Raw genomic sequence first — 2932 nt, 5'->3', positions numbered from 1 at the left:
AAATTCCCTATATATTATTTTTTTATATAGACACACCTACATTATAGATAGTATAATTTTTTATATCAGTGTAGGGAGGTTTATCATGAAGAAATTTATAAATGTTTTGGTGACTATTAGTCTTTTGTTTAGTTTTTCGTTTTTCGTAAAGCCTGTGGAAGCTGCAAGTACAAAATATAATCATAATCATACTTCGTATACTTGTTATAAAATGAGTTATTATGTTACTCCTGCTAAATGTAAGTCATTAAGTTCTCAAACTAAAAAGTTAAATACTGTTAGTGCAATTGCTGGTTTTATTGGTTTAACAGGGTTAACTGCTGGAATAATTTCAATGGTTTTTGGATCTGCAGTTGATGCAAATCAAGTCTTTGTAAATGCCGCGAAAAAGGGTAAAGGTGTACAATTAAACTATATTGCTCATTTCAGTAATATTTCAACTGACACCTATAGTACAGATCAAAATTACGTAATAAAATAATTGGGGGGGTAATTACTATGTCATTAACAAAAATTTCTTTGATTATTGCAGTAGTATTAGGAGTTTTCTTATACTTTGTTTTACCACTGTCGAATTTTTTTGTCTACTTCACTATACCTTCGGTTATTATTGTAAATGTGATAAGAATTTTCGAAAAAAAGAAACAGGAAAAATACGCTTAAAAACAATAGAAAATTGTAAAAGAGTAGTCGTTTTTTTAACGACTACTCTTTTACTTTACTAATATTATGTAACGATCGTTTTATGCCGCGAAAGTTCCTTTACAGTAGGCTTCCCCCTGTTATACTGAAGCGAGAGCAAGTCAGAGGCTGAATTTGCGACAAAGCGTAGGGGGTACGGGGGGAAGGGAACCTGCTGTCAAGGAAACGTGGAATAAACATATTTCGGATTTTTCTTGTCAGGGTTAGTTGGTAGCGGTATACTTATTTTAATTTGATAGGACTGAAAAAAAGAACAAAAAAAAAACGCTAAGAGATCCTACCCTCTTAACGTTACAGATAGATAAAGCTAGACCCTTTATCTACCATTCGAAGATATTATATAGGCATTTGAAGAAGAATGCAAGATATTGAGTGAATGGCTGACCAAGGGTGGGAAGCTAGGACGTCAATCTCTTGCATTTTTTTGCGTTCGAAAAGGAAGAGTGCTTGCTGAAGCGATTGTTTGGGTTGCCTTGATTCTACCGAGTGTTTTAGCTGTGACTGGCACGCTTGCAGCGTGCCTAAGGCGAGTGCTGTGCACGTCAGCAGCTCGGTAGATCTCCAGGCAAGAAAAGGCAAAACAAGCGCTCTAGCAAGGGTTGTAGGGAGCGTAGCGACCGAAAACCTATTAACTTGATTTTAACTAAACATTACGAGAAAAATAATTCGGCAGGCGTAGCCAGAGGAGGTGCAGACATGGTAGAAATGAGAAAAATCGACGCTTTTATCCAAAATAATGACTATGTGACGGTCACTGATATGGGCGAAATCATTGAAGTGCAATATTTATCTCATAAAAATACGTCTGCACCGATCAAAAAAATTTCCAAAGACCAATATGTTGATTTGCAGACGGGCGAAATTAAAGATTTTGCTCATTCTGAGAATCGGGGACAAAATTTAGATAGCTTACGTAAAACATTTAAAAAATTGGGTTATTTGGTAAACAATAATTTTTCTGGAAAGAAAAATGAACTTTGGACAACGTTGACTTACGCTGATAATGTACAAGATTTGAAAAAAGTTTCCGCGGATTTTGATAAGTTTATCAAGCGATTGAAGTATTTTATGGCCAATGAGTATGGCGAAGTGAGAGAGATTGCTTATAAGAAAAAAGGAAAAAACAAAAAATATAAGCTAAACGTCAAAAATAAGAGTAAATTTGAGTTTGTTAAAGTATTGGAACCACAAGGGCGTGGGGCTTGGCATATTCATATGTTGCTAAAATTTCCGCATTTGAAAAGCGTTTATATTCCAAATGAGACATTTGCAGATCTTTGGTCTCATGGGTTTGTGGATGTGAAACGCATTGATAAAACCGATAATTTAGGTGCCTATTTGTGTGCGTATTTAACCGATATTTTAGTGGAAGATGATGAAAGCAAGTATGAGGATATCTTACGCCAACAAGGGTCTGAAGGAATTGAAACCACAAAAACAGATGAAAGTAAGGCGGTTATAAAAGGCGGTCGTCTGCACATGTATCCTTCTGGTATGAATATTTTCAGCAAATCGAAGGGCATTGTTTATCCTGAACGTCGTCCGATGAAATATAAACATGTTAGAGAGACGTTAGGATTCAAAGATGAGAATTTAACGCTTCGTAAGTCGATTCAAATCAAGGACGAAGAGCATGATTTTGAGAATACCGTCATTATAGAGCAATATAATAAGCGTGTAGCGGACAAAAGAGGATTGCTTGCTTCTATAACCAGATATCGCTTACTGCTCTTAGAAACGAAACCAGGGGCTCTCAGAGACGCTTTGGAGCAAGAGTTATTTGCATTAGAACATAAATTTGAACTTCAAGAACGAGCAAAAGAAGAAAGTTTAAAAAATCGAACCGCATAGGTTTATTTGGTTGTGCACAATTTTATTTTTGGGCAGAAAGGTAGGGAGTGTCATTGGCAGAAGAAAAAATAACGATAAAAGAGATTTCAGATGCGTTAAATGTATCGAAAACTACGGTTAGAAACCATGTGCACAAGGTTTGCGGTGGGTTACCGGTTGTAGAAAAGGGACAAAAAATCACTCTAAGCATTGATACAGCTGAACTTGTTCGAGAATCGATACTGTTATCAAAAAGTGGTAAAAGTGCAAACTCAACTGCAAACTTGACCGATAACTTGAGTGCAAAGTTACCGCAAACTGATGTTTCGGTCGAAGAAACATTTGAGGTGTTAAAAAAACAGTTAGAAGAAAAAGATAAGCAATTAAAAATCAAGGATCA

The 2932-nt window shown here is 35.8% G+C and carries 3 protein-coding genes and 1 pseudogene; 3 read left to right on the top strand and 1 reads right to left on the bottom strand.

Annotated elements, in window-relative coordinates; genetic code table 11:
• A partial coding sequence (gene bacA / locus ABT034_RS35190; RefSeq protein ID WP_351221178.1) for a bacteriocin 51 precursor BacA occupies positions 1-481 on the top strand: 481 nt, incomplete at its 5' end.
• Between the two features lie 126 nt (positions 482-607).
• Here the strand turns inward: bacA and ABT034_RS35385 are convergent.
• Positions 608-703: pseudogene (locus ABT034_RS35385) on the bottom strand (hypothetical protein); the annotation flags it as partial.
• Between the two features lie 695 nt (positions 704-1398).
• Here ABT034_RS35385 and ABT034_RS35185 point away from each other — a divergent pair.
• Together ABT034_RS35185 and ABT034_RS35180 are read left to right on the top strand one after the other, a co-directional pair.
• Complete coding sequence (locus tag ABT034_RS35185) at positions 1399-2553, top strand: rolling circle replication-associated protein (protein WP_142422934.1); 1155 nt, start codon at positions 1399-1401, stop codon at positions 2551-2553.
• A gap of 53 nt (positions 2554-2606) precedes the next feature.
• The coding region (locus ABT034_RS35180; protein ID WP_351221177.1) for a helix-turn-helix domain-containing protein at positions 2607-2932 on the top strand (326 nt) is incomplete at its 3' end.

It is taken from the genome of Streptomyces sp. NPDC002773 (assembly GCF_040295605.1).
GTDB lineage: Bacteria > Actinomycetota > Actinomycetes > Streptomycetales > Streptomycetaceae > Streptomyces.
The sequence above is the reverse complement of the archived record's forward strand: the minus strand, read 5'-3'. Positions and strand labels throughout refer to the sequence as shown.